Origin of the sequence: Marinobacter sp. MA (assembly GCF_048298425.1) — a bacterium.
GTDB classification, from domain to species: Bacteria; Pseudomonadota; Gammaproteobacteria; order Pseudomonadales; family Oleiphilaceae; genus Marinobacter; species Marinobacter salsuginis.
Genome location: NZ_CP103058.1, coordinates 1600799 through 1625651 on the forward strand (window position 1 = coordinate 1600799; position 24853 = coordinate 1625651).

The window sequence follows — 24853 nt, forward strand, 5'->3', positions numbered from 1 at the left end:
TTATCACGATCATTCGCAGAGTGCCTACCCGTCTACTGCGCATATTCCAAAATCTATTTGCCTGAACGTTCGCTTTGCGACCATCTTGCATCCCATGCGCCACCTAAACAAAAGCGGACATTCAGAAACAATCGAATTGACCAAAAAGCGGTATACGTCCGGTGATCCCATCTTGAGCCGCGCGCTGAAAAGGTCTTTCTGGTTTTCAATTACTGCACCGGGGTAAGTCCACGGACGTTTTAAAGCCGTCCTTGGAAACCGGGTAGAACCCAAGAGGTTGATTGGTTCAGAAGCTAACCCTTTTGGCCTCTTGTCCCAATACCTCCCTCATGTAACGAAGCAATGAGCGGGCACGCGATGCTGTCCGGCTGTGCGTGGCATTGACTGACCATATCGCTCAGAGCCATCTCAATTTTGACCAGCCTTTCGATCTTTTCACGCACATCCTTCAGCTTGTGCTCGGCGAGCGCACTGGCTTCCTCACAGTGGGTGCCATCTTCCAGCCGTAGGAGGTCGCTTATCTCATCGAGACTGAAACCCAGGTGCTGCGCCGTTTTCACAAAGGTCAACCGATCAATATCGGCGAAACCGTAGCGTCGAATGCCACCCGGAGGCCGCTTGGGTTCCGATAACAGACCACGCCGCTGGTAATAGCGGATCGTCTCTACATTTACGTTGGCCGCCCTGGCCAAGCCGCCAATAGTCATTGAATTGGCTTTAACCGACATGCTGCTTGACTCCGTAGTTGACTACGGAAGTAACCTTATCTCATCAAGTCCATGGGCAACAGGTGTAAACGTCATGTCGAAATTCAAATCTAAATCCGGAGGTGCTTCTCTCGCTGTCGGGGGGGTTGCTGGAATTCTCGCCTCGGCTTGCTGTCTCGGGCCATTGGTACTTATCACTCTGGGCGTTTCCGGTGCCTGGATCGGCAATCTGACAGCTTTGGAGCCCTATCGACCGCTGTTCATTGGCGCGGCCATCGTCGCCATGTACCTCGCCTGGCGACGAATCTATCGCCCTGTAGAGCAATGCTCACCCGGTGAAACGTGTGCGATCCCTCAAGTCCGAAAGACCTATAAGGTGATCTTTTGGGTAGTTACGGCTCTGGTACTGGTCGCTTTAGTGTTCCCTTACATTTTGCCCCTATTCTACTAAACGGAGATTTTCCTCATGCGTAAACAGCTTGTACTTGCCATGTTCCTCACTTTGCTCAGCATGTCCACCTGGGCTGCGTCTCAAAAAGTGACTCTCTCGGTGCCTGACATGACCTGTTCTGCGTGTCCGATCACCGTCAAGCTGGCCTTAAGTAAGGTGGAAGGGGTGTCGCAAGTTTCCGTGAGCTACCCTGATCGAGAAGCCGTCGTCACCTTTGACGATGCGCTCACTTCCATAGAGGCGCTCACCGAGGCCACGAGCGACGCTGGTTACCCCTCCACTCCCACGGCCTCAGAGGCGACCCCGGAGGGGCAATGAAGAATCCGAAGAACCTGCTCAGAGTTGGCATAGTAGGGACTATTCTGGTTGCACTATGCTGCTTCACACCGATTCTGGTCATTCTTATGTCCACCGTGGGACTGGCCGCCCTGACGGGTTATCTCGACTATGTGCTTCTTCCGGCACTGGCGGTATTCATCGGCCTTACGGTCTATGCGTTCTGGCGGAAAAAACACTATGACGCCAGCTACGAGAGCAATTCCAAAGCCCCAAGGAGTTTCCCGAGTGAAAAATGACCAAAAACTGCATATTGCTGTAATCGGCAGTGGCGGAGCCGCCATGGCGGCTGCCTTGAAGGCAACAGAGCGCGGTGCCCGCGTCACCCTGATTGAACGTGGGACCGTCGGCGGCACCTGCGTAAATGTTGGCTGCGTGCCCTCGAAGATTATGATTCGTGCAGCACATATCGCGCATCTTCGAAAAGAAAGCCCTTTTGACGCGGGCATCAGTGCTGCGGCTCCTGAGGTAGACCGAGCGAAACTGCTTCAGCAACAGCTGGCACGAGTGGAGGAGCTGCGTGACACCAAGTACGAAAAGATACTTCGAGAACACAAGGACATCACAGTCCTGAACGGTGAGGCCCGGTTTCTCGACACCAATAGCCTGTTAGTCACGTTGGCTGAGGGTGGTGAAAAACCGGTTCATTTTGATCGCGCCTTTATTGGAACCGGAGCCAGACCGGCAGAACCGCCAATAACGGGGCTGGCAGACACTCCTTACCTGACATCAACCAGTGCCTTGGCGCTGGATACCGTTCCCAAACGGCTGATCGTGATTGGTGCCGGTTTCGTTGCCCTGGAATTGGCTCAGGCATTCGCCAGACTGGGCAGCAAGGTTACCGTTTTGGCCCGGAGCCGTTTGTTGTCCAGTGAGGACCCCGCAATCGGGGAAGCTATGGATGCAGCGTTCAAGCGCGAAGGTATTGAGGTGCTTAGCCAGACCTTGCCCAGCAACGTGGACTATAGCGACAACGAGTTCATCGTCGAGACGCCTGCCGGCACCTTGCGAGCCGATCAACTGCTGGTGGCGACCGGTCGAACTCCCAATACCGAGGACCTGAACCTGGCGAGCATTGGCGTGGAAACCTCACGCGACGCAATTCAGGTGGATGAGCATCTGCAAACCACGGTCCCCGGAATATACGCTGCCGGAGACTGCACCAATCAACCGCAGTTTGTCTATGTCGCCGCTGCCGGGGGCAGCCGGGCCGCCATCAACATGACGGAAGGCGAGGCCAAACTCGACCTCAGTGCCATGCCCGGGGTCATGTTTACCGATCCTCAAGTCGCCACCGTTGGCCTCTCTGAAGCCGAAGCAGTTGCTCGGGGTTATAGCGTGGACACCAGGCTGCTCGACTTGGAAAACGTGCCGCGTGCGCTAGTAAACTTTGACACCCAAGGATTTATTAAAATGGTGGCAGAGCGCAACTCAGGCCGTTTGCTTGGGGTGCAGATTGTCGCAGCGGAAGGCGGTGAAATTATCCAAACGGCAGTGATGGCGTTACGAGCAGGTTTGACCGTTCAGGAAATCGGCGATGACTTGTTCCCTTATTTGACCATGGTTGAAGCACTCAAGCTCTGTGCGCAAACGTTCACCAAGGATGTAAAACAGTTGTCCTGCTGTGCCGGATAAATGATGTGAGCACGGCTTTAAGCTCTGGTGATGGGTTCCTAATGACCAATCGTTCCGATGCCATATCTTGCACGACCATCATTGAAAGAGCCGCATGGCCGAGCACGTGGATCATTACCTGACTGCCCAGGTTGTCCTTTGCTGTGGCAGCCAGTTGGCTACTTCCACTTGGTGTAAGTTTCAGCCAAATAGCCCCCTCAGAGATAACCGCAGCTTCAATGGCCTCGCTGGTTAAATTAACCGTCAGGCCTTCGCTCTCTTGAGCGTTCACGGGTTGCGATTGGACACTGCAAGCAGCCCCGATAATCATCAGGGTGAAAACACACAGTCTTAGTAACATGGATTGGGTGGCATCCCTTCAGTCCAAGTTGATTCGACACCATATGAAACGATGAATGCATCAGATTTTGTTGATACTTCACCTGCTTGAACTCATTTTCAACTTGTTTAGAACCAGACCGGTCTAATGGTTCAACGATTCTGGGCAGGCCAGCAGTTTGATTAAATGCTTGGGACCGGTTAGAGAATGAGCAATAGTTGGCGAATCTCTAACAATTGATTATGGTTTTGCGCTCCGACTGAACGTTCGCTTTGCGACCCTCCGAGACCTCACGAGAACGTTCAACAAAATCGGACATTCACGCCGCTCCAGTGAGCCCTCCAAAATCTCTCGAAAAAGGCAAACACCTGCCTCTAGCAATACACCTGTGAAGAGCTCAGTGCCGAAAGTTTTGGCCAAATCTGTGCAAGATCACGCCGTTGTGCGCTGGCGATATGTGCACTGAGCTCATGGCAGAGCATTAAATTTCATTAATGGTGTCAGTGGGAACAGTTACAAGCATGAAAATCTCCTCGAACAAAACCTGATACCGTTAATGAGGGTTCAGGTTAAGAGGGGATTTCGAGATGGAAGTAGGCAAAACTTACAACGTCGTCTTTGCAACGGGCCACTATGAAGTCGAGTATGAAAATGGCGTTACCTGCATAAAAGTAACGCCGCAATCATATCGAGTAGAAAGAGCTGACGGCACCACCAGATTGGTGAAACACGATTTAATCATGAACCTAGAGGAAATAGCTGGGCCCACATAACCAGGCGCATCAGTGCGTGGCCTTTGGTCACCGGACCGTTACCAGTCGCCGCTGTGCTTTGTTATGTGTCCAAGGAGTTACGAGTTTAGGTCAGAGGTTTGCAATGGATTTTTGCTCTGACCCCAGACGAATACAGAGGGTAAAATGAAGTCAGGTTATATCTATGTATTAATACACCCGTCGGATCCTGACCTTTACAAAATCGGAATAACGACCCGTAAACCCCAACACAGATTGACCGAGCACAATTGCAACCACGAAGGATATACGGGCCAAATCGTAAATGAAACTGGGCAGAAATGGGAATTGAAGGAATTCCATGCGGTCTCTGATCCGTATTGGGCCGAGTCGGTTTTTTGGGGGACAACACCTTTCGCAGACATTCCGTGCCGATATGGAGTTGAAGTTGAAAGGATGGACTGGAGCCAAGTGCAGAAAGGATTAGATGCAGCAAAGAAAGCTGGTGTCCGGCCAGAACCAGGGCCTTTGCCGGATCGTGTCTATGCCTATACAGCATCGATCAGAAAACGACTGGAAGGTCGAGGCATCACCCTTTTAGGTTACGTGCGAAGTGTTATTAGTGGAAAGGCTAATTTTCGATGCATTAATGGTCATCAATGGCGCACGACACCAAGTTTTGTGGGGGAAGGTCAAGGCTGTCCTGAGTGCGGAGTCGGTGAACGAGATCCCGAAGAAATAAAACAAAGGATTAATGCAGGCGTTATCTACCTTTTAACGCATCCTGACAAGCCCGGGTTTGTAAACATTGGGCTGGGGTACGATACACACGAAGAAATTTGTAGAGAAAGACCTTCGGGCGACTGGGAGACGCACCGCTCTCGAAATGTCGAGGAAGTAGCTTTAGCTGAGGGGCTAATCTGGGAATTGCTGGGTCACCCTTTACCCCACGATCGAAAACCAATTAAAAAGGATTTAAGCGTAGCAGAGGATGCCTTTCGCAAACTGATTTACGCGATGCAGAAAGAGATTGCTTTGGCGGAAAAGGCGAAAGAATTGGCGTCGAAAATGATTTAATCAGCGCTTCAACGGGGTTTTCCGTTCCGCTCCAGACCGGCCCGTTATGGACGCGTTAAATGTCTATGTTTAGTCGAGGGTACTAACGCGTATGGAAGGTTCAGATCTCAACTTCACAGTCACATTCCTTATTGTAACTATTGGCTGGTTGCTGCCGATAATAATTATTCTGCGCTCGAGTAAGACTAGCGGTGGCGAAAAGCTGGCCTGGATTCTGCTCATAATTTTTGTATCGTGGCTTGCATGGATATTTTATTGGTTGCTTGCGCCAATTAAGAAAAGTTGAGCGAAGACTGGCCATGAAGCGCAGTGCAAATGATCAATCGCGATTGAGCGGTAACCGCACATGTAACCAGTTGTGGCAATACCACACGCTGCACGTGCCTGACGCAGCTTACGCTGCCCCACTGCCCAGGGCATTATCCCAAGATCTGAATGTTCGCTTTGCGACCTCAGCGTGCCTTTGTTCTCGAATAGCGGATTGGGCAGGCCCCTATCTGACAGGGTCTGCTTTGTGGTCACAGCAAACGAAGTAGTTGGTCCGCGACGGGGCAAGCGATGGAGAGCAGCTGCGGCAACACATCATTGAATCGATGAGAGCGGCCCTTTAACCATCTCATTTGCTCAATGGTCTTCTTGCAACTCGAGCAGGTCTCCCACCTCACATTCAAATAATCGGCAGAGTTTCTCAATAGCTTCCAGGTCTATCCTTTGCGCTGTTTCTTTGTAGAGCAGGGTTACAGTATTCCTGTTAAGCCCCGTCTCTCTGGCTACGTCCACGATCTTCATTTTTCGCTCGCCCATCAGCCGAGCGAGATGGCATCGAACCATTTTTGATCATCCTTAATTAAAAAATGTCATCCAGAATGGCAAAAAATGCTTGCAAATGTACTTTTGTTGCTTAAAATGTCATTTAGGATGGCATTCTGATATGGAGAATGTCTTTTGTTGATTTAGCGTAGCGCAACAGAAGGAAGATTTCGATGGAAAATTCCTACACCTACCTGACCACTGAAGAGCTTGCTGGCCGAATCAAATACGACTGCCGGACAATTCGTCAATGTCTTAAAGACACTGTGCTGTTGGAGGGCAAGCATTACATTAAGCCTTTCGGCCGGCGGAAAATTCTTTTCCTCTGGGAAGAAGTCGAAAAAGAGATGCTGGTCGGTGCTCGTGAGCACGAACACCTGTCAATTCCTATGGCAAGCGGAGCGGTATGTCATGGGTAAGGTGAGAGAGCGTAAGGAGACCGGCAAGCTTTATCTAGATTTTATGTTTGAGGGGCTACGGTGCAGGGAACAGACCGCGCTGCCAGATACGCCGGCCAATCGTAAAAAATGCGAAGCTCTTCTTCAGAAGGTTGAGGCCAAAATCCTTTTAGGTGAATTCGATTACGCTGAATTCTTTCCGGGCAGCCGGAACTTGAAAAAGCTGGCCAAGGCAGGCGCGCTATCCGGCACGGGTCGGGCTTCCAATGCAATGGCTGATCCGGATCAGGAAACCGATCAGTCGCCGCTGTTCCCGGATTTCGCCGACCTGTGGCTTGAGGAGAACAAGATTCAATGGCGCGCCTCTCATCTACGCAATGTTGAGTCTATTCTTGAGAGCTCTCTCAAGCCGGCATTTAAAAACAAACGTCTGACAGAAATCACCAAAGCGAACATCCTGGCAGCCCGCAACAAGCTGGCGAGCCGCAAGGGTAGGGCGGGCAATATCCAGATGGCTCCCAAGACCATCAATAGCCACATGGCGATTCTGCGGATGATTCTGACCGAAGGCGCCGAGCGCTTCGACTTTGCGAACCCGTATCGCAACATCAAACCGCTGAAGCTGAAGAAGGTAAACATCGAACCTTTTTCTCTGCATGAGGTAGAGCGGATTACCAAATATGTGCGGAAGGACTATCAGAATTACTACCTGGTTCGCTTCTACACCGGCATGCGCACTGGCGAGATCGATGGCTTGAAGTGGGAGCACGTGGACTTTGAGAAGCGCGAGATTCTGGTTCGCGAGACGCTGATCAATGGTAAGACCGAGTACACAAAAACCGATGGCTCACAGCGGGAAATCCCGATGTTTGGTCCAGTTTATAACGCACTCAAGGCTCAGAACGCGGCGACTGGCAAGCTGAGCAAGTTCGTATTCTGTAATCGCCTTGGTGAGCCACTTGACCACAATAATGTCACCAAGCGCGTATGGTACCCCTTACTTCAAGCTCTGAACTTGAAAAAGCGTCGGCCTTACCAGACACGCCATACCGCAGCCACGTTGTTGTTGGCATCCGGCGAGAACCCTGAATGGGTGGCTCGAGTGTTGGGCCATTCCTCTACTGAAATGTTGTTCAAGGTTTACTCGCGCTTTATTCCGAATGTGACCCGTATGGACGGCAGCGCCTTCGAGCGCCTGATTGGCTCGCGTTCAGAAGACCTGGAGGAATCTGAAAATGCCTAAATCATCTCTTAGCTTCGAGACTCAAAGAGATATCGCCGAAGTGGCGGAAGTTTTAATTCGTTTGAACAATATTTCGCAAGGGCGAGACCTGGTCTGGCTGCTAAATCAGCAGAGGGCGCGAGACAATTTCGATGCCGTCGCACTGTGGCTTCGGAATGAGGTATGGAAGCGGCAGAGGAACCGTGAAGATGTTGATATCAGCACCTTGTCCAACGCTCTTCAGACGTATCTGACCAAAGCGTTGATGGATTTGGAATAGCTTGCTTTGCCTGGCTGAAAATCGCACGCGGCTTGTTCTGGAATCGGAGGCCTGTCTTGTATACTCAGGTCAGCAAAGGAGAATTCATGACCGAAAATACCACCCCACAAGTTCTTTTTAGGACTAAGTCTGTCGCTGTGTCGAGCGATGCTGAAGGAATCGATCCGCGCACAGACAAGTCGTTAATGCAGGCTGTTGTCATCACCTATGCGGACAATCAGAACCATGCTATCTATCTGAATGTCCCGCTGGAGGAGGCCAAAAGGCGCTTCGAGAAGACCATGGTTGAGCGCTCAGATTTTGAGATCGAGGATGAAGGATGGGATGCGGAAGTTTCCGTGATTGCAGTTTCTGATGAGATACTTATTTCAAGCAATTTGGGGAATCAGGCGGCCCGACTCAACGATCACTTCATGGGCCAGATTGAGAACATGGGGAAGAGGAATTCCCATGGTATAGATCTTATCACCCAAGCGGATGTGGATGAGTATTCAGAAAGCATCCGCGTGAGAGTAGTCCCTAAAACCCTATTGGAGATGACCGATAGTCCGGACGGGACATCCATGAAGTTGGCTCTTGCGCCAGGTTCCCCTTACGAGGATCTCGATGTGGACTTCGGTGAGAGCAAGGAGATCTGTATTACCTGCCATTCTTCTGATGCCGAGATAATAATCAACGCGAGTGAGTTCCTTAGCTCCGAGGCGTCTATTAATCAGATACGAGAGGATGATGGGGAAATAACTCTTCAAGTTATACCTGTCTTCGAGTAGTCAAAGACCGCTGCGAGTTATTGGGCCAGAGCTTCAAATTGTTGGCGTGCTAACTTGAGGTGCGTCTTTGGCCCCTTAGCCTTAAACTGGATCGGAGAGGCTGTTCGGAACGGCCCTTCGCTGGCGCGTCTGACGCCCTGCTAAACTGGCCTGTGTGGCATTTATGCTCACTCGGAGAATGGCCGTGATGAAAAAGAAACGCTTTACTGAACAGGAACTGTTGGAAGACCTAGATGTGGATTCGGCTGATGCTGACGAGTTGGCCGTGCCTCTCCCACAGGAGCTTTCGCCACTTGAGCGGCTAAAAGGTTCTGTCAAACGCTATGAGCGACCTACCGATCCCGTTTGGGATGAGTACTTTGACTCCAGCGAGGGGGTTTCGGAGGATTTTATGGAAGACCGGGATCAGCCGTCGCATGAGGACTGATACCCGCACGTGAACCCAATTGACCGGAAGTAGAGTCAGGGCAATACCTGGCGTTGTGCGAAAAAAAGAATTGGAGCCTGCCAGACGAAAAGACGAGCTAGCTTTCGCCGGCAGCTAAATGGCTTTTCTTGAGCCATTCGAGAAGTAGAAGCTCTCTCAAACAATGCTGGACCGGTCGATATTCGGATTAGCCTTCTTGCGTTCGTCTCATTTAGTGAGATGATCGATGTCGCTTTCTTCTGATATGAATGAAGCCGGCTGCAGGGAGAAAAAAGGTAGATGCAGTGACGATCAATAAAATGACCATGGAAGTCATTAAGCTCTGGAAAAATGCGAGTGCCAGATAGCTGGCCAAAAACGCTACCAGATGGAGAGCACAAAACAGCACCATCTCCGTTGCAGTTGGCAGGTTTCGGCCAGCGCGATTCGACGTGATCTGAAAGCCGCTGATTATTAATGCTCCCGTTAAGGGGGCTACAAACATCAATCCCGATTTGCCGCTTACGCCCTCAATGTCCTCTGAACTTATCCAGGCGTATGGCCCGTATGCTCCAACTAGAGTGAGAGCACTCAGCATAAGCATCGCAATTGCTGCGCAATCGAGATATACGCGCAGGTCCTCAGCGCCCTTATGATCGGGAAAGCTTCTAGCCATGGCGATCATTTCCTTTCGAGCAGCGCTTTTTCGCCCACGCTTCTAATTGATCGGCCCGCCAGTAGCCAACCAGACCCAGCAGTGCCAGTGTCAGAAAAAATCCGCCAAAGCCAATCAATCCTGCGAGCATATTCACAAATGGTTCTCCTGAAATAAGCGTCTTGTAAGCAGTGTACCGGGTCTGGGAAATCTTCCAAATCTGCTGCTTATACGGGAGCAATTGGGCACTTTCGGTTGAAGGGGCGGAACAATTAATTTGACCCGATAAATCGAGCTAACTGGAAGATGAGATCTGGCTCGTGTTTGGCGATGAGCCACTCTCTCGGGCACACGCTTTTACCATCAATCTCTAGATCGCAATGCGGAAGACGCATGAATCGATCTAAAAGGACTGGTTTCCACTGCGCCACGATTTCAAGAATGGAAGACAGGTGCGGAATCTCCCCTGCATCAGTGAACTGCCAAGCTGGAAAACGCCATACTCCCGGCTCCACCTCGAATCCATGCAGCGAGGGAGGTGAACGCTGCGCATCGCGTTCGACGTCAGATACGGAGATCTGTAGTAGTTTTGCAACTGACTCTGATTTGAGTGCGTGGTCAGTGAGTGTTTGGCATTCTTCGATCAATCTTTGTAACGAATTAACTCGAGCCAGATGAAGGTCTGGCCCTTCATCTAGCCCTTTGGCTCCTCCGGACCTTAAAACCTCAACCTCTTTCTCGGACAATGGATTAGTGTTCGTAGATCGTCCTGGTGAAGCGTGAACAGGATAGTCAATGTCTGCGGCTTTCAGCAATTTCGAAAGATCTGTCTCAGAAAGACCTAGGCGAATCATCACCTCAGAAATGTCATGGTTGGGAGCGTTTGAATGAGCCATGTCACTGTTATCTCCGTGGTGCTTCTTTGACCTTACTCTGAAAACCTGCACGAATTCTGAGTTTCTTTGGGCAAGAATTCCAATGTCAGCATAGTTTTGGGCTGAATCGGCGAGCTCGATGAACTCGCGCAAGGGGTTTGAAAATGGGGCGATTTGTCAACGTGAAGCTTTCTGCCAACTGCCAAAGTGCGCTGCCATGTCTGATATCCGACGCATAACCATCCTCATTGATTTTTCCGGGCCGGCGGTCGGCGGGGGATTAAGGTAGCTATCGTTTTTCGAGATCTTTGCCTTCTCGATATCTTGACCAAAGGCACCAAGCAGTCAGTACACTTGCGCCCACGATTCCGATCGCCATGGCCATCAGAATACCCGTTTCAAAATCCATTGCTGCCTCATGCGTGAGTGGCGTGTTTACTATACGATTATAATTTAGTCAGTGAGATTTTGGGCAAGACGAACCAGATTTAACCCTATCAACGATGCTTGGCAACTTTATGAAGCAGAATAATTCACAACAATATTCTGATATGGTTGTTGGGTGTGTGCCAGAGAACCTGTTCGCTGACCCTCCGGCCTTCATTCGTGCAGTTCGGAAAGGTATTCCAGGACATTGGCTGTCTTCGATCATCCGGTCGTCCGGGTTAGATGAGAGTATTGCTAAGGCGCTTGGCGCGCAGCAAAAGCAGCTTGAGGTTTTGTGCGATATGGATGTGCTGGATACCCGAACCTCGGAAGCAGTTTTAGACATCGCGAGAGTGCTTTATTCGTGCGCAGCGACGTGGGAGTCTCCGGTATTAGCAAATCAATGGTTGACGAGTGGGGTGCCGGCTCTGGGCGGTGAGAGTCCCGTCAGCCTATTGGACACCCATGAAGGCCGGCGTTGGATCATTGAGGTCCTCCGAAAAATCGAGGGTGGCCAGTTCAGCTAGGCTTCATGGGAAGGGTGACTGTAGCGTATCCGTCGTCAGACAGAGAACGCTGCCTAAGATCTTAAACCTCTGATGGGATTAGATTGCCATGGCACCAACTAAGGCCTCTTTTTACCCACACTCGCCAAAAAGTGCGCAAAAAACACGCTTTTACTGCAAAAACGCTCCCTTGATCCTTGAAATAATTAAGCCTGAAGAGTGCCACTGTCAGTGATCAAACTGATCTGAGAGGTTTGCCTGAACGACTCGACTGTATTGTCGTTCAGAGCGTCTCGCCGGATGCGAGTCTGACGTGTGGTAAAAGTTAAGAGTAACCGTTTGTTGTAGCCTGGACGGATTGTGATCGACAGCAATCAGTGGGTGGCGAGGCCGGTACTCGAGAATCTTTGGGACTGAAGTTTATGGCTACTCAGGAATCATGCGCGACACTCGATACGACAATCCTTGTTCTTCACCCATCTAGTGCTCCACATGTTGTGAACACTGATGGTGCGTTGGAGTTTGAGGAAGAGGGTGCGCTGGTATTGCCGGCGCAAAAGCAGTTGAAAGACGCGCTGATTCGCGCGCTTAATGAATACGCCAGTTCTCGAAAAACTGGAGCCGTCGCTGTCGAATCTTGGCTGAGGGTCGATTCGAGGAGCGATATTGAGTTCCCTGCAACGTATGTTATTAAGCTTGTCGGTTCTGGCGTAACGTCCGTCGACGTTGAGGCGTTCTCAGCTGCCGCTCGGCTGATCCTTGCCAAATTGATTCCACAGCAAGCGCTCGGAGAGCCAGAGGTAGACAGCTTACTAGGTAAGCAGGATCAGGATGTTCTGCAGTCATTGGGCGAAGATGTCGCTGCGCGGTTTGCGAACAAATCGATCAAGCAAGGAGTCATGATAAAATTTGGCCGCGCGGATTCTCACGGAATAACAATGCAGGGAGTGATGCCCGCTCTCACGGTAGAGCAGGGTTCGCTGGGAACTATCGAGGGTATTGCAAGGCCCCTCGGGTTCGACGAAGAGAAGAGTATCGTGATCCTCACTGTCAGGAAGGCCGCCAACGACGACAAAGGTTCGCATTGTGAAGGCAGAATAGAGGTGTTGTGCCACGATCTGAAGTTTCTTCGCATCGTAGCCCAGGTTTATGCAAACTGTGGCCAGGTAGAATTCAAGGCGATTACTCAGCCCGAAGCTAGAAAAAAGAAACCTGTCATCACCCTGGTGGAGTTGAATGAGGTGGCGGCAAATGAACTGGATCAGTTTGAGCTCGAATAAACTGACTGGGACTCTGACCCCGACAGAGGCCCTGTCCTAGGACAGTAGGCTGCTGCAATAGAGATGTACGCCAGCACCAACTCAAGACCGTCATGAAGAGGACCTACAGCGGGTTTTGCTAGGACTAACCCGGCGTAAGACCTCGCCCGCACGAAGGTTAGCCCAAAATCTTCGTTGAACGTATCTAGCTGGAATGAAGCGTCAGCAGTCTCATCAAATTGGCCGGCTTGCAGTAAGCTTTGAGCGCGTAACATATCGTGCGGTCTGCTTTTGATGATCGCCATATACGAGGACGCTGGTAAACCAAAACTGTCGACAACAAGGCGCAGAAGGTTTGACTCCTCTGGTAGGTTCATAAGCAGGTGGCCGTTTCTGCCCACCAGGTTGGAAGCCTGATCCAACAGAGGTAGAGGTCCAACGTTGGTCAGTTGATTCTTCGGTGGCAGCTTCTCGGTGAGTTCCAACAGGCGTGGCCAGACGCCAAAAGGGCGTGATTTAAGCAGGTATCTTGGTAAGGACTCTCCGTAAACGTATGCCTTTTTCCCTTTCTCAGGATCAAAAATCTTGAAGCGAATACCCGCGTTGATTCGATCAACCAAGGTGGCAACGTCGGCCAGTTCCCCGGGCTCAAGACGCAGCACGTGTTCAATACGGTATGTTTGGTAACCCAGCGCCATGAGTCGCAAAGCCTCGATCACGGTGTAAGGCGTCAGTTCTGCTTGTTTGGAGAAGATTGTGGGCAGAGAGTCGTGATCAGATACCGGTTCAATGGCCCATTCGTCGGTGTGAATCGCGTTTGGAATGTTGCTGGCGTAGTGGGACCTGACCGGGGTGAGCGCGTCGGCCCACTCGGTGAGTACGTGATTGTATGAGCGTATCTGCGTATGTGGGGTCTGGTGGCCCAGCGCGCGGCCGATCGCCATTGCGCCACGTCTCGATGGCAGTTCATGCTGTCCCAGCATAATTTGCCTGATAGCTTCTACATCTGCAGACGTGCACAAATTGGCGGCCAGCGGTGATTGAACCTCAAACAGCGCAGTAGACAATATATTGCAAAAGCCATGTCTTGCCTGATGGAGGCTCATTCCTGAGTTGCCTGTTACAAGTTTCAGTGCCTTGGCAATGTCGGAGGGAATTGATCGCGCAAAGGGCGTGAGCGCTCCGTTGTTACCCCCCAAGATCGGCTTATTGTTCGAACCTACTGAATGGATTGTGTACCGGGTAAGGATTGTTTCAATCAGTGTCCGTTCGATCTCAGCGAGTGGGAACATCAAAGGTACAGCGCGCCGACTGTTGGCGCTATTTTTCAGGGATCGAATGGCGTTGCTTTGAACGAGAACCCATGTAAGTTCCCCTGATTGGCACCAATCAGAGCGCAGTAAGCCCAGGGCTTCTTGGGCCCGGAGGCCAAACCGAAAGGCAAGTAAAAGGACAAAGGCGGCTTGCTTGCCACGGTCCACATCGTCTGAGTCTGGGCGCAGCAGTATCCGCAGGGTCTGAAAGTACTCTTCTTCTGAAAACAGCCTGGGGCGCACCGATCGTCTTGAGCTGCCCAAGTCCAGCTCATCCCAGTCGGGTGCAGAGACGCCGCGCTCGCAAGCCCAGTCAAAAAAGTCGATGAGTCGGGCCGAAAAGTACTGCAGGTCCCGCTGTTTCTCCACATGCCGGGCCAGCATTCTCGCGCACAGTTCGGTGACCGCTTCTTCCGTCATGACCATCAGGTCCGCATTTGACGCTAAACCACGGAATGCAGGCGAAAGTGCGCCGAGGTAGCGTTTTACAGAGGTGGCCGCATAAGGTTTGTGAGCTCGGTCGTGTCTGCCCTTGCCTCTTCGGATCCGGTAGGCGACCCAGTAACCGAGCATTAAAACGGCGCTGCTGACTCGGTAAGCATTGGATCCACAATGCCGCTCAATGTTCTTGGCAATCTGCAGTGACGTGCTCTTAGTGTACTGATTCAGAAAGTCATGCAGCGCTTGGAGGAAAGCCTTCGATGCATCATAAAATGCTTCGGGATAGACCGCGGAGGTCATGGCCGGGACGTTTGGTAAAGCTTCCGGCTCCGGGAGTTGGTCTTCTGTGCGGCCTCCCGGGACTTTATAGCGTAGACCTTCAGTAAGCCTCAGGTAATCATATAAACAGACGCTTGTTGGGGGACTCCGCTCACTAAGGGCGCCGGCGACCATTCCGGGCAAGTCAATGAGGTTGGCCTGCTCGACAACTTGATGTAAAGATTTAAGCACTTTGTCGAGAGTCGGACTTGTTTGCCCAGCCACACGCTCGGGCCAAGCGGTCTTCATAATTTGAAGTAGTGAGTGCAGAGACTTCGGACACGGTGTTCGCGTGAGGTCCTTTGTGTCTTTTATACCGAGGCCCTTTGCCAGCGAACGTCCAGTGGTGTGATCGATTTCGTGTCGTTGAACCGGCTGATCAAAATTATCAGGCTCTAGGGCTTCGTTGTATTCAAGGTACACGCGCCGTTTGTGCTGGATCACACGGTAATTCTCGCCCTGAACCAGATCCTCCAGCAGCTTAAGGTAGGAGATTCGCTTTTCGATGGCGAGGAAGGCTGCAGCGAGTACCAATCCCTCGGATTTGGATAGTCGTGTCTGTCGGATGGCTTGCCTGGTTTCGCTCGCCCAGCGCTGAAGGTCTGGCATGATCTGAAGTGACCGGGGACAAGAACTACGGAACAGTGAGCGCTCAGTGCCGAGATGAGTGAGTCGATGGCGGATAAACTGCCGTGCTTGTGGCCCTGAAGTCTCAAGCCACTGGATCAAGACCTCCATCCGAATGGCTGCGCGGGGGTGGGGCAGACCGTTCTCGCGCAAGAGCATCCATTTAACCAGACTGTCGACATATGCCTGGGTCAGCTGTTCATGCTCTGCGAGAGGATTGGCTTCCAGTGCTAAATCCAGATCCTTTCGGGCTAATGAGCGAGCTTGATCACGAGCCTGCAACCGGTCCTGATGGCGTTTCGCCTCACCGAAATGCTTTGGCTCGTTGTAGTTAGCTGTGGTGGGCTGGCGTTGAAGCTGAATCTTAGCTTGGGGTGTGGTGGGCGGGGCAGCCGTAAAACCAAGTCGGTCAAAGCAGTCATTAATCGCATGGCGATATCGCTCGGCGTCGGCTTTCCAGCATCTTGGTGAGTGATCGCTGTAGGTTGTTGAGCCACGTTCACCGTGCCCCATCCAGCCATCGACGACTTCAGGATTTACGTTACGTCGTACTAACTGCTGGGAAAATCTATGCCGGAACAAATTGTTCGGAAGAGACCATTCGAACAGTTCGGCTCCGGGTATGCTTGTATCGTTTAGTGGGTGCCAGGAACCGAAAGGATCCAGAAAGAAAAACAGCGGCAGGGAGTCGGACGTTCCCTGCAGTACCTGTTCGATACGCTCAGCCAGTCCAATTTCTTCACAGGCCAGAACAGCTTGGAGCTCACGAAGATGCTCACAATACGCCGTAATCAGTGCCCTTGCTCCATCAGCCAAAGGCACCATTCGGCCGCAGTGAAGACCGTCGTCTGTTTTATCATTGATAAAGACCGAAGAAGGCCTGTTGCAAAAATGGCTGAGAGACTCAAAGGGTTCGGAAAGATGGCGGCACCCCGTGGCGGCGTAGAGAGCGGTGACCGTATATTGGACCAGATTGTTGTGGAAAGTGACGGGATCTCCATTGGCACTTGCCAGAAGTTTTTCAGTGGCTTTGTGGACCGCTTCAATCAGTATTGATTCTAGCGGTGCCAAGAGACTGCCCATGAGGTTAACCCGTTCACTACTCCCGGATGTGTGTTTCACGGGTAATGCGAAGCCGCTCTGTACTTGTCCGATATCCCAATTGGCATAACCACACGCTGCGGGAAGGGCAGTGCGGGGATGAGCTGATATCAGACGCGCGAGAGAGTGATCGCCTTGTTCATTAAACACTCGCTGGGGTAGGGCGTTCGCGAGTTTCGCGCTGGAGAGTCTGGGAAAGTGTTGGCGTGCGTGTTCTCGGAACCAGGTTTTCAGGGCATGAGGGCAAGCCCGCGCCCACAACCGTCTCAGCGATGATTTCTCCTGATATGACTGGCTGGCTTGTCGAAATATTTCGTGGATCTGTTTCGGCAGGGTGATACAGAGAGTGTCTGCAAAATGCTCGATCAAAGGCTCGTCTTTCTTGTCGGGATACCATGAGCTGTGCCTGCGGGGTGCCTGGCGATGCAACGTTAAGAAATCGCTTGAGAGGCTCCATTCGGGCTGGACCTTATCGGTGATCTCGAACTCCAATATAAAATCCAGGGATCGTCCAAAATGAAGCGCCAACCAGACCAGGCCTGCGCCCAGTTGCTCTGAAAGTTCATCATGAGCGAGGGTGCTCGCTAGCCATCGCTCCAGAAGGTCGGTTTCCGGTGGAAGTGGCCTTTCCCATGACCATGGAAGATAGTGAGAAAGCTCCGCCGTTTGCATCAGAATACTTCGGCCTGATAGCTGCTGCTGTTCCGGAGTTTCTTTTGGATTTACGTCGAACAGGATCAGTTGTTCGAGCGCGTCTTCATCAGCCGAGCTGCTCTCGCCGTAGGAGTGGTTCAGAATCTGTGGCGTGCTGCTTTTCTTTTTAAGAATCAGAGGGTAGTCGGTGTTCGTGATTGAGCCAGTGAAAGATGGGGTGAAGAGGTGAGCCGTTTTTTGACTGGCAATTGGATTTCGTTGACCTTCGGCTACCCGTTGGAGGGCGCTGAGCAATAAACGATATTTGAGATCGCCGGTGTTTGAAAAGCGCGCCAACGATTGTGTGGCAGCGTGCCGGATCGCAAGAGTGAACTGTTTGTAGGAATGGTGATCTGAAGGATAGGCCTGCGTAGACTTCTCAAGAACTGCGTCTATTGCGGTCCACTTATCGTCCTCACGGGATAAGCTGAGAGCGCTCGCTACCTGTTGTATTTGGCTGTCGTGGCAACAGGAATGTTCTACCGTGCGCTCAATGGCCTGCACGATGAGCCAAAGCCTGAGGGTCCGGCGGAGGTGATCCTGTGAATCACGACCCGATGATGCTAAGGGTTGTACGACCATTTCGAGCAGGAAATGCTCGTGCTTGATGTCGGCACCGGCGGCCCGGAGTGTTTGTTTAGTATTGTTTCTTGATACGCCCTGGTGAATGCCAACGTACGCTGAGGAGATTTCTGTGCATCTATTGTAGGCTGAGATCAGTCGATTTAGTTGATAGACGTATGGATTGTCAGCCCATTGGGTTAGTAGGTCGACGGAATCGGAGTTGGAGAGTTCGCGGGAGAGGTTGCCGAGAATCGTGAAATTTTCGGTGAAGCCAAAAGTGAGAGCAATGGCTTCGAAGATTTCGGATAGGTCTTGCTGCTCCGCCCAGGATTTGAGGGTTCTAAAATGAGGTCCAGCGAGCCTTACGGTCAAATCACTATCGTCTGATTTTTCGATATTGTGCCAATCTTGATGGTCGTCTTTTGCCATTAATGCACCTAGTCTCCAGAGCCTATACCTCATGAAAACTTAGTTCATACATCAATTTAAGGCAATTTATCAAAATTTGGCACAAAAAAAGTGGGTTATAATCTTCAGTCTCATAACCGTCGTTGGTTCGAATCCAGCCCCCGCTACCAAATTCAAAAAAGGCAGATCAGTTAGTCACTGGTCTGCCTTTTTTGTTGCGATATTAAAAACTTGTTAGCGAAATCGCCCGTCCAAAACTCCGTCGTTCTGGGGTATGCTTCGGGACTGAGTTTCCGAAACCATCGTTTGATGAATAAAACAACATAAATGGAGCCTCCGATGAGTTCAATGAAGCGCCTGCTTGCCGCGTTTGCATCCTTTGCAGTTATGTCCAGTGCCGCCGTTGAGGCCCGCGATTTTCGCCTCGGCTTGATCACGCCACCGCCCCACATCTGGACCAAGGCAGCCAACGAGTTCGGGCAGGATCTGAACGAGAAGTCCGGAGGAGAGCATTCGGTAGCGGTTTTCCCGGCCAGGCAGCTGGGTAACGAGGCGCAGATGGTTCAGCAGCTGCAAACGGGCGCACTGGATATGGCGTTCCTAACCATTGCTGAAGTGTCCAACCGGGTGCCGGATTTCGGCGCGCTATATGCGCCTTATCTGGTCGACAACATTGACCAGGCCGCAGAATTGTTACGCTCCGACGAAGCGAACAAACTTCTGGACCAACTGCCGGCCAACGTTGGCCTGGTAGGTGTAGGTTATGCCATGGCTGGAATGCGCCAGGTGCTCAGCCGGGATGAGGTTTCCGGTCCTGCCGATCTTGAGGGCAAGAAGCTACGCATTACCCCGTTCGAGCCCATTCGGGATTTCTACAACGCCGTCGGCGCGGCACCTACGCCGTTGCCACTTCCTGCGGTCTATGACGCGCTGGCGAATGGCCAGGTTGACGCCATCGACATGGATTTCGACTCCATCCTGGTGCTCAAGTTTTACGAGCGCGCCGACCACCTGCTGATTTCCAACCACATGATGTTCCCCATGGTGGGCGTGGTATCTGGCAAGGTCTGGCGTGACCTGGGCAACGAAGACAGACAGCTCATCCAGGAAACCATGAAAGCTCACCTGAATGCCGTGATGGACAAGTTTGTGGCCCAGGAGAAGGACCAGGAACAGCAGCTCAGAGAGCTGGATATCACCGTGAGGAAGGCAAGCCGCAGTGAATTCGCTGACGCCATTTCCGCCTGGGAAGACATCTGGGCTGAGAAAGCCCCGTCTCTTGGTATCCTGCGCAACGTCGCTGAGGACATCAAAGCCCAATAATCCGGGCGATGCACCATGCTTAAAGCTGTTTCGGATTTTGTCGCACGCATTGAAGCTGTCATCGCCGCATCGCTTGCCGGTGCGGTGACCCTGCTGATACTTCTTAACATCGTCACTCGTTTTGCCGGTTACGCCATCTACTGGGTGGATGAGCTGGCGATCTACTGCATGATCTGGATGACTTTCTTCGCGACATCCGTGCTGCTCAAACGGCGGGAAAGCGTTGCCGTGGGTCTGCTGACCGAGTATGTAAAAGGTGGAACCCGAACCGTACTGGCGAAAATTAGCGACCTGATGGTGCTTCTGTTTGGCGGCATTCTGGCCTGGCTCAGCTGGCGCTGGTATGACCCGGTCACGCTATATCAGGTGGGGTTTGACCTGCAAAGCTTTCAGGCAGAAACCTTCAACTTCATGTACGCAGAGAACACCAGCACCCTGGGCATTAAAAAGTTCTGGGTGTGGATGGTGCTGCCGATTCTGTCGATTACGTTGACCATTCATGGTTTAGCTAATCTTCTCTGTTTCGAGGCCGCCCCCGAACAGAGCGGGGGTACGACATGACCGCGGTTGTCTTCGCCGTTCTGTTGTTTTTGGCAGTGCCGATCTCCCTGGTATTGGCACTGACGGCGCTCTGGTATATCTACGATTCGGGTAACACCGTGCTGCTGGATTCCTACTTGCAACAGCTATTCGGCGCTATCCAGAGCTATGGACTGCTGGCGATACCCCTGTTCATGCTCGCCGGCGAATTGATGAATGAGGGTGGCCTTACCAGCAGGCTGGTGAACCTGGCGCGCATCCTGGTCGGTGGGTTCCGCGGAGGCATGGCTTATATCAATCTGGTGGCCAACATGATGATGGCGGCCATTATGGGCTCTGCTGCCTCACAGATCGCCATGATGTCTCGCGCCATGGTGCCTGCCATGGAGAAAGACGGTTACGAAAAGCCTTATGCCGCCGCCATAACCGCTGCCGGGGGATTGCTCTCGCCCATTATCCCGCCGTCCATGCTGTTCGTGCTGTTTGGCGTTCTGGCCCAGGTACCGATTGCGGATATGTTTATTGCGGGCATTATTCCAGGGCTGGTGATGTCCTTCCTGTTTTTTATCGCTATCAGCCTGCTCGGCCTGAAATACCAGTATCCGAAAGGGAGCTGGCCAACGCGCCAGCAGGCTAAACAGTATTTCCTGATGGGCATCCCGGCAGCGCTTATCCCGCTGATCATCATCGGCGGCATCCTCACCGGGCTGGCCACGCCCACAGAATCAGCCGCGCTGGCTTCAATGGGTGCGCTGGTGATTGGCAAATATGTTTATAGAGACCTCAAATACAAAAACCTTTTCGGCGTTCTGAGGCGGACCGCCTTCAATTCCGGCATGGTCATCATGCTGATTGCCGCGGCCGGCGTATTCGGCTGGGTGATCATCTTCGAAAAGATCCCGCAAAGCGCGGCCAGCTGGATCGCCGCACAAACCACAGACCCTTTCATGTTTCTGATGCTGGTCGTGGGTATCCTGCTGCTGGTGGGCATGGTGATCGATGGCATTGCCGCACTGATATTGGTCGTGCCGATCCTAATGCCCATAGCGGAAGCTCAGTTCGGCATCAGCGCTTACCAGTTCGGCGTGGTGGTGTGCCTGACTTTGGTTCTTGGCTTGCTTACGCCACCGGTTGGTGCGGGCCTTTATATTTGTTCCGCCATGACCGGCGCATCGCCGATGGCTATTTTCCGGGCTTTGCTTCCGTTCCTTCTGGCAACTATTCTGACGCTGGTGTTGATCAGTTGGGAAGAGGGGTTGGTGCTGGCGTTGTTGTAGGTAGCACCTGATTTACATAGAGGCACGCTCTCGCAGTTGAGTATGGTCTCCAGTCATTTCGAGGTATGCTATATACCTTCCTTCATTTCTTTCCCTGCTTATCTTTCCCTGCTTAGACTTTTTTCCAGTAGCTCACGCCGCTATCGCCCTTTCCGGGCAAATTTTTGCCTTGCTAGTCAGTGATTTCCCCTCTTTATTACCATTCCCTGACGGGAAATTGACATTTTCGTAATTAGGAAAATGACCGTCATCACATCGATAATCGTCCACGTTTTATACAATTTTACAAAGTCGACGATATATTGGTGTTAATTGCATATGAAACGCGTCATCAAAGTGTCACAGGCATGGATTGCCGCGTTTATTCTGGGAGCACTTCTCACAGGCTGTGGGGGTGGTTCATCGGGTAGTGCTGGCACTGCATCACCGGGCGATTCCGGCGGTTCGGTTGGTTCAGGTAATCCGACTGATGGCGGCAACGTTGGTGGTCAGGATCCATCTCCTGAGCGTTCCGCAGTGCTGAGCTGGAGCGCGCCGCTTACTCGCGTGAATGGCGAGAGCATTCCGATGGGCGAGCTCGACAAATATGTGATCCGTTACGGGCAGGATGCCGAAGAGCTGAGCGAAGAGGTTGTCGTTATCAATGCTCAGGCCGAGGCGGAAATGTCCTATGAAGTAAGCGGGCTGGACGTGGGTACCTGGTATTTCACCATTCAGGTTCAGGATACCAACGGGCTGATCAGTGAGCCCTCCGATGTTGTAAGCAAGGCTATCCGGTCCTGAGACGGGAATTCCCGGCCTGAAGTTTGAAGTCTCAGGCCAGCGGATCTGCAATTGGAAGTTTCAAGGTGAAGGCAGAACCTTCACCCGGTGTCGATGACACCGATATCTCTCCCCTGTGTTTTTCCACGACGGTCTTTACGAACGAAAGCCCCAGCCCGGTACCGTGTACTCCGGCCAATTCCGAGCTCTTCTGCCGACGGTAGCGGTCAAACAGGTGCGGCAGTTCTTCCGGATCGATGCCTGTGCCTTCGTCCGCGATCGTCAAACAGGCCTGGTGACCGGCGCGGAAGACCTGAATGCTGACGTCGGATCCACTCGGGCTGTATTGAACCGCATTGGTGAGCAGGTTGATAACGGCCCGCTCCAGAAGCTCCGCGTTGCCTTTCAGCCAAAGATCTTCGGTGCCCTGAAGCTGGAGCTGTATCTGCTTCTCGACGGCCTGTTCGCTGACGCTATCACGGGCATTCTCCACGATGGCCAGAAACTCGCATTCGTAGAACCGGGTTTCTGTCAGCTGTTCGGCTCGTGCCAGTTGTACGAACTCCTCCGCCAGGTGATAGCTTCGTCGGGCCAGCCGTCCCAGCTGGTCCAGTTGTTCCTGTTCAATGTGGCTGGGGTCTCTTTTCAACTGTTCGATCAGGGCAAGCTGTGAAACCAGTGGCGAACGTACGTCGTGGGAAATAAAGTCGATGGCTTCGCGGTGCTGGCGCTGCTGTTCCCGCAGTTCCGAAATGTCCGAAATGTTGGCAATGATGCCTTGTTGGTCAGTGTCGGGCAGTGAAAACGGCGCGAAATGAATCAGAAAATCCTTGTCGCGAATTCTCAGATCCACGGTTCGGCTCTGTTGCAGTGTCAGGGTATCGGAAACCGTTTCGTGCCAAGGCGGCGTTTCCCGAGGGTCATGTCCTTCGAGCAACCTGACCAGGGGCAGGCCTGCAAGGCTCGGCATGGGTTCGCGGAACCACTCTTCAATATGGCCGTTGGCAAAGCGGATAACGCCCAGTTCGTCGGTAACAATGATGCCGTCGGGCATGCGCTCGAAGCTTCTGCGAATAAATTGTTGCATGTGATTCAGCCGATCCGTGGCGATACGCACCCGCTCAATTCGCGCTGAGATATTTTCGCTGGGTCTTGAGGTTGAATCCGCCAGTGCAGGCTGCTCCAGATGAAGTCTGCGCAAGTAGCGCTGGACAGCTTCGCGGCCGAGATCATTGGGCAGCATCAGGCCCAGGTGATAGCGGGTACCTGCGCGCAATAGCTGAATCCAGCTGCGGTTGCTGTCGTGGAACCAGTGGCCGGGGGTCAGATCAGAGGGAACATCGGCCAGGGACAATCCGCGGGCGGAAAGAACCTCGTTCTCCTCAAGTAAAAGCCAGCCAGTGGGCCGGAAGAGGGCTTGAAAGTGCTCCAGAAGTTGCGTTGGGTTTCTTCCCGAGGGTGCGGGCAGGGCAACTTGCGGGCTTCTTGCAAGGTCGTCCAATTGCCGGTTAAGAAAACGATTGGTCATGGCGAGCCTGAGGCCGCTTGAGACTGGAAAGGCCAGGAGCGGTACCAGCAAAGCGTTCGCCAAGGGAATCCACCATTTCAGCGCCAGAAGCATGAACAGATAGAGACCGACCAGTCCGACCAGAGCCGCTGCGCAGGCCAGTAGAGTGCGTGCCGGGCGCATCGGAGGCAGGGCGAGCGCGAGGATCAGGATGGTTGTTAAAGACAGAAGGGCCGAAGCCCATTCCGGTGCCGGGCGAATCAACAGCCCCTGGGTTCTGGCGGAGAACACGTTGGCGTGAAATTCAACACCGGCCATAGGTCGACTCAGGCCTGAGAAAGGTGTTGGCAGTATGTCTCCGAAACCTGCGGCTGTGGCGCCGACAAAGACGGTTTTGCCTCTGAAACGTTCAGGGGCTGGCGGTTGTGTAATAACCTCTGCAAAGGAGTACGACTGCAGGGAGCCGGCACCACCGATCAAGGGGATGGCCCGATACTGATCGCGAACATTGACATAGGGAAGGGCCTCTTCCGTCCCCGAATTTTGTGGCCCTATCCCGCTAGCGGCCAGCGCTAGGCTCGGCCAGAGCTGACGACCCAGACCATTAAACAGGTAGAGACCACGCGCAACGCCGTCGCTGTCCAGTTCCACGTGAGCGTGCCCGAGACCGTTGGCCGCTGAAGCCAGTTGTCCAACCGGCAATTGTTCGCTCAACAGATACTGGGATGTGGGGGGAGACAGATAGACCGGCAGGATGACGTTGCCATGGCTGCGCATCTGTTCTGCCAGTTGCTGGTCATCGGGTGACGGTTCTGCAAACAGAATATCGAAGACAATGGTTTTGGCGCCTGCCTGCTCAAGCTTGGCAATAAGCTCGGCGTGCAGTGTGCGAGGCCATGGCCAGCGCCCGAGGCGGTTCAGACTCAGCTCATCAATGGTTACCAGTACTACCTCGTCCGAGGCGTCTACAGGATTTGAAGTAATGGCCTGATCGTAGAGCCAGAAATCAAGGCGCTGGGGCAAATCCGTGGTCTGGATGAGCAGAAGGAGCGCCAGCAGTATCAGGCCCAGAGTCCAGGGGGTCGTTTTAATTGGCAGCCAATCCCGGTTCATGAG

At 52.6% G+C, this 24853-nt stretch carries 25 protein-coding genes; 17 read left to right on the forward strand and 8 right to left on the reverse strand.

Annotation, left to right across the window (positions count from 1 at the left end; genetic code table 11):
* Window positions 1–293: 293 nt before the first annotated feature.
* Window positions 294–728: an Hg(II)-responsive transcriptional regulator gene (merR, locus tag NUW46_RS07515; RefSeq protein WP_062785079.1), complete on the reverse strand. Its 435-nt coding sequence runs from the start codon at window positions 726–728 to the stop codon at window positions 294–296.
* 73 nt (window positions 729–801) lie between these two features.
* On the opposite strand from merR, the gene merT reads away from it, so the two are divergent.
* The 4 genes from merT to merA are packed head-to-tail and all read left to right on the forward strand — an operon-like array spanning window position 802 to window position 3129.
* Window positions 802–1158, forward strand: a complete 357-nt coding sequence (gene merT, locus NUW46_RS07520) for a mercuric ion transporter MerT (protein ID WP_104271913.1) — start codon at window positions 802–804, stop codon at window positions 1156–1158.
* 15 nt (window positions 1159–1173) lie between these two features.
* The gene (gene merP / locus NUW46_RS07525; protein ID WP_062785075.1) at window positions 1174–1476 is read left to right on the forward strand and encodes a mercury resistance system periplasmic binding protein MerP; all 303 of its coding nucleotides are present in this window, start codon (window positions 1174–1176) and stop codon (window positions 1474–1476) included.
* Window positions 1473–1733, forward strand: a complete 261-nt coding sequence (gene merF / locus NUW46_RS07530) for a mercury resistance system transport protein MerF (protein ID WP_014575810.1) — start codon at window positions 1473–1475, stop codon at window positions 1731–1733. The genes merP and merF overlap by 4 nt, the downstream gene beginning before the upstream one ends.
* A complete protein-coding gene (merA, locus tag NUW46_RS07535; protein ID WP_227510562.1) occupies window positions 1675–3129 on the forward strand; it encodes a mercury(II) reductase in 1455 nt (484 codons plus the stop codon). The genes merF and merA overlap by 59 nt, the downstream gene beginning before the upstream one ends.
* Here the strand turns inward: merA and NUW46_RS07540 are convergent.
* Complete coding sequence (locus NUW46_RS07540; RefSeq protein ID WP_156484284.1) at window positions 3089–3469, reverse strand: hypothetical protein; 381 nt, start codon at window positions 3467–3469, stop codon at window positions 3089–3091. The genes merA and NUW46_RS07540 overlap by 41 nt on opposite strands.
* Before the next feature lie 896 nt (window positions 3470–4365).
* Between NUW46_RS07540 and NUW46_RS07545 the strand changes: the two genes are divergently transcribed.
* Both NUW46_RS07545 and NUW46_RS07550 read left to right on the forward strand, forming a co-directional pair.
* Complete coding sequence (locus tag NUW46_RS07545) at window positions 4366–5256, forward strand: GIY-YIG nuclease family protein (protein WP_062785071.1); 891 nt, start codon at window positions 4366–4368, stop codon at window positions 5254–5256.
* Between the two features lie 91 nt (window positions 5257–5347).
* A complete protein-coding gene (locus NUW46_RS07550) occupies window positions 5348–5542 on the forward strand; it encodes a PLDc N-terminal domain-containing protein (protein ID WP_062785069.1) in 195 nt (64 codons plus the stop codon).
* Between the two features lie 338 nt (window positions 5543–5880).
* On the opposite strand, the gene NUW46_RS07555 is transcribed toward NUW46_RS07550, so the two are convergent.
* Entirely contained in the window at window positions 5881–6087 is a 207-nt protein-coding gene (locus tag NUW46_RS07555) for a helix-turn-helix domain-containing protein (RefSeq protein WP_008937849.1), read from the reverse strand.
* A gap of 152 nt (window positions 6088–6239) precedes the next feature.
* Here NUW46_RS07555 and NUW46_RS07560 point away from each other — a divergent pair, with 152 nt between their 5' ends.
* The 5 genes from NUW46_RS07560 to NUW46_RS07580 all read left to right on the forward strand — a co-directional run bounded on the left by NUW46_RS07560 (window position 6240) and on the right by NUW46_RS07580 (window position 9163).
* Window positions 6240–6485 (forward strand): hypothetical protein, encoded by a 246-nt coding sequence (locus NUW46_RS07560; protein ID WP_062785067.1) that lies wholly within the window; start codon window positions 6240–6242, stop codon window positions 6483–6485.
* Complete coding sequence (locus NUW46_RS07565) at window positions 6478–7707, forward strand: site-specific integrase (protein ID WP_062785065.1); 1230 nt, start codon at window positions 6478–6480, stop codon at window positions 7705–7707. Before NUW46_RS07560 ends, NUW46_RS07565 begins: the two co-directional genes overlap by 8 nt.
* Entirely contained in the window at window positions 7700–7966 is a 267-nt protein-coding gene (locus NUW46_RS07570) for a hypothetical protein (RefSeq protein ID WP_062785063.1), read from the forward strand. Before NUW46_RS07565 ends, NUW46_RS07570 begins: the two co-directional genes overlap by 8 nt.
* A gap of 86 nt (window positions 7967–8052) precedes the next feature.
* Window positions 8053–8736, forward strand: coding sequence for a hypothetical protein (locus NUW46_RS07575; protein WP_062785061.1), 684 nt, complete (start codon window positions 8053–8055; stop codon window positions 8734–8736).
* A 187-nt stretch (window positions 8737–8923) separates the two neighbouring features.
* Window positions 8924–9163 (forward strand): hypothetical protein, encoded by a 240-nt coding sequence (locus NUW46_RS07580; protein ID WP_062785285.1) that lies wholly within the window; start codon window positions 8924–8926, stop codon window positions 9161–9163.
* Between the two features lie 211 nt (window positions 9164–9374).
* On the opposite strand, the gene NUW46_RS07585 is transcribed toward NUW46_RS07580, so the two are convergent.
* From NUW46_RS07585 to NUW46_RS07595, 3 genes are all read right to left on the reverse strand, one after another.
* Window positions 9375–9818 carry a hypothetical protein gene (locus NUW46_RS07585; protein ID WP_062785059.1) on the reverse strand — a complete coding sequence of 148 codons (444 nt, stop codon included), beginning with the start codon at window positions 9816–9818 and terminating at the stop codon, window positions 9375–9377.
* On the reverse strand, window positions 9811–9954 hold the full coding sequence (locus tag NUW46_RS07590) for a hypothetical protein (protein WP_156484283.1): 144 nt from the start codon (window positions 9952–9954) through the stop codon (window positions 9811–9813). The genes NUW46_RS07585 and NUW46_RS07590 overlap by 8 nt, the downstream gene beginning before the upstream one ends.
* A 115-nt stretch (window positions 9955–10069) precedes the next feature.
* Window positions 10070–10693 carry a hypothetical protein gene (locus NUW46_RS07595; protein ID WP_062785057.1) on the reverse strand — a complete coding sequence of 208 codons (624 nt, stop codon included), beginning with the start codon at window positions 10691–10693 and terminating at the stop codon, window positions 10070–10072.
* Window positions 10694–11190: 497 nt separating this feature from the next.
* Between NUW46_RS07595 and NUW46_RS07600 the strand changes: the two genes are divergently transcribed.
* Together NUW46_RS07600 and NUW46_RS07605 are read left to right on the forward strand one after the other, a co-directional pair.
* Window positions 11191–11625, forward strand: a complete 435-nt coding sequence (locus tag NUW46_RS07600; protein ID WP_197476572.1) for an MbcA/ParS/Xre antitoxin family protein — start codon at window positions 11191–11193, stop codon at window positions 11623–11625.
* Between the two features lie 401 nt (window positions 11626–12026).
* Window positions 12027–12884, forward strand: coding sequence for a hypothetical protein (locus NUW46_RS07605; protein ID WP_062785053.1), 858 nt, complete (start codon window positions 12027–12029; stop codon window positions 12882–12884).
* On the opposite strand, the gene NUW46_RS07610 is transcribed toward NUW46_RS07605, so the two are convergent.
* Window positions 12866–18349 (reverse strand): hypothetical protein, encoded by a 5484-nt coding sequence (locus tag NUW46_RS07610; protein WP_418141769.1) that lies wholly within the window; start codon window positions 18347–18349, stop codon window positions 12866–12868. The two genes, NUW46_RS07605 and NUW46_RS07610, sit on opposite strands and share 19 nt — an antisense overlap.
* 318 nt (window positions 18350–18667) lie before the next feature.
* Here NUW46_RS07610 and NUW46_RS07615 point away from each other — a divergent pair, with 318 nt between their 5' ends.
* From NUW46_RS07615 to NUW46_RS07630, 4 genes are all read left to right on the forward strand, one after another.
* Window positions 18668–19651, forward strand: a complete 984-nt coding sequence (locus NUW46_RS07615; protein WP_418141770.1) for a TRAP transporter substrate-binding protein — start codon at window positions 18668–18670, stop codon at window positions 19649–19651.
* A gap of 15 nt (window positions 19652–19666) precedes the next feature.
* Entirely contained in the window at window positions 19667–20212 is a 546-nt protein-coding gene (locus NUW46_RS07620; protein WP_222466460.1) for a TRAP transporter small permease, read from the forward strand.
* The gene (locus NUW46_RS07625) at window positions 20209–21468 is read left to right on the forward strand and encodes a TRAP transporter large permease (protein ID WP_069184879.1); all 1260 of its coding nucleotides are present in this window, start codon (window positions 20209–20211) and stop codon (window positions 21466–21468) included. Before NUW46_RS07620 ends, NUW46_RS07625 begins: the two co-directional genes overlap by 4 nt.
* A gap of 318 nt (window positions 21469–21786) precedes the next feature.
* Complete coding sequence (locus tag NUW46_RS07630; protein ID WP_418141771.1) at window positions 21787–22251, forward strand: fibronectin type III domain-containing protein; 465 nt, start codon at window positions 21787–21789, stop codon at window positions 22249–22251.
* 31 nt (window positions 22252–22282) lie between these two features.
* Here the strand turns inward: NUW46_RS07630 and NUW46_RS07635 are convergent, their stop codons facing one another.
* Window positions 22283–24850 (reverse strand): CHASE2 domain-containing protein, encoded by a 2568-nt coding sequence (locus NUW46_RS07635; RefSeq protein WP_418141772.1) that lies wholly within the window; start codon window positions 24848–24850, stop codon window positions 22283–22285.
* Between the last annotated feature and the right edge of the window lie 3 nt (window positions 24851–24853).